The organism is Rhodococcus sp. R1101 (assembly GCF_000278445.1).
Lineage (GTDB): Bacteria > Actinomycetota > Actinomycetes > Mycobacteriales > Mycobacteriaceae > Rhodococcus > Rhodococcus gordoniae.
On the sequence record NZ_AJVB01000649.1, the window covers coordinates 1 to 1,767 of the forward strand.

The 1,767-nt window shown below is 68.3% G+C and carries 3 protein-coding genes; 1 reads left to right on the forward strand and 2 read right to left on the reverse strand.

All coding sequences use genetic code 11. The annotated features are described in order from the left end of the window. Nucleotides 1–564 (forward strand): nitronate monooxygenase (locus tag R1101_RS0122785; RefSeq protein WP_016935509.1); only part of this gene is annotated, 564 nt, incomplete at its 5' end. 15 nt (nt 565–579) lie between these two features. Here R1101_RS0122785 and R1101_RS0122790 read toward each other — a convergent pair. Together R1101_RS0122790 and R1101_RS0122795 are read right to left on the reverse strand one after the other, a co-directional pair. Next, complete coding sequence (locus R1101_RS0122790) at nt 580–993, reverse strand: DUF3253 domain-containing protein (RefSeq protein WP_232284816.1); 414 nt, start codon at nt 991–993, stop codon at nt 580–582. 226 nt (nt 994–1,219) lie between these two features. Beyond that, nucleotides 1,220–1,767: AMP-binding enzyme (locus tag R1101_RS0122795; protein WP_026003615.1), on the reverse strand; the 548-nt coding region annotated here is incomplete at its 5' end.

The window sequence follows — 1,767 nt, forward strand, 5'->3', positions numbered from 1 at the left end:
ATCGCGCAGGGCGGCGAAGGTGGCGGGCATTGCGGGGAGGTCGGCTCGATCGTGCTGTGGCCGCAGGTCGTCAAGGAGGTCGCACCCGTTCCGGTGCTGGCCGCCGGTGGTATCGGCAGCGGTCAGCAGATCGCGGCCGCGCTCGCGCTCGGCGCCCAGGGCGCGTGGACCGGTTCGCAGTGGCTCATGGTCGAGGAAGCCGAGAACACCCCGGTGCAGCAGGAGGCCTACATCAAGGCGACCAGCCGCGACACCGTGCGCAGTCGTTCGTTCACCGGCAAGCCCTGCCGCATGCTCCGCAACGACTGGACCGAAGCATGGGAGGAGGAGGGCAACCCGAAGCCCCTCGGAATGCCGCTGCAGTACATGGTGTCCGGCATGGCGGTCGCGGCCACTCACAAGTACCCGGACGAGTCCGTCGACGTCGCGTTCAACCCGGTCGGTCAGGTCGTCGGGCAGTTCACGAAGGTCGACAAGACCTCCGCGGTCATCGAACGCTGGGTGCAGGAGTACCTCGAAGCGACCGGAACCCTGGAGAAGTTGAACGAGGCCGCGAGCGCCTGATCCCCACCGTTCGACTCACGGGGAGGGCCGTGGTCGCCCGAGGTCAGGTCCGGGTGCGATCCGGATCGGACCTCGGGCCGTCTCCACGTCCACCGGCTCACCCTTCTGCGTGATCACGACGTGGCCGCTGCGTTCGAGATCGGCGGCCACCGAGCGTGCGGCGTCCATGAGGTCGCGCCACGAGTCGCCACCCGCGACCCGCGCGGCGTCGCTGGGACAGATGGTGGACGGATTCCGTTCCCGGAGCAGCGCGCAGATCGTGGCCGCCAGCCGTTCACGAACCGCCTGCTCGTCGCGTGGTTCCCACCACGGATGCCCGCGTTCACCGAGCGCGACCTTCGCGTCCTGGACGCGGTGCCGTGCGGAGTCGCCGTCGCTCTTCACGAGACGCCGAGCGCGCATCAACTCCGCCACGAGTTGCCTCTGCAAAGGTTCAGGAATCGTGGGATCGGTGGCACGCCAGCGCCGCCCGTTCACCACCACATATCTGCCGTCCGGCGTGCGCTCCGCCCCTCCGGATGACCCGTCGGTGTCCATCGGTCCCGCCCGTCACTCGACTCGACGGCGACGGAAGTCCTTCCGGACTTGTCGCCGAACAACCACCGTCGCGGCACAACTGTACGCGCGGGGGCGCGTCGGCCGAGGGGCGACGACGCTATCGCGCAGGAGTGCCGAGGGAGGCCGGTTCGAGAAGCTGCGCCAGTTCGTCCGACAACAACCGGAATTCGGAATCGCCACGTTCCCGAATCCAGACCGGATCGGTGCAGTACCAGCGTTCGGCGGCCAGAGAACGGGTCAGGACCTTGAAAGTCGCGGTGCGGGGGAATTCACGGCAGACACGGATCAGGGTGGGCATCTGCTTGGGACCGAGATCGGTCTGTGCATCGAGGAAACGCGCGAAAGCGGCGGGATCGAAGTCGGAATCCGCAGCGGGAATCACGGCGGCCATCACGCGGTCGCCGACCTGCCGGTCGGGCACCCCGTACACCGCGACCTGAGCGAAGCCCTCGTACCGCATCAGGACGCGCTCGATGGGCGCCGCACCGAGATTCTCCCCGTCCACCCGCAACCAGCCCGAGCTGCGTCCGGCGAAGTACACGAAACCGTTCTCGTCCCGGTAGGCGAGGTCGCCGCTGTGATAGCGCCCGTCGCGGAGGCGCTCGGCGTCGGCCTCGGGGTTGTTGTAGTAGCCGTCGAACAGGC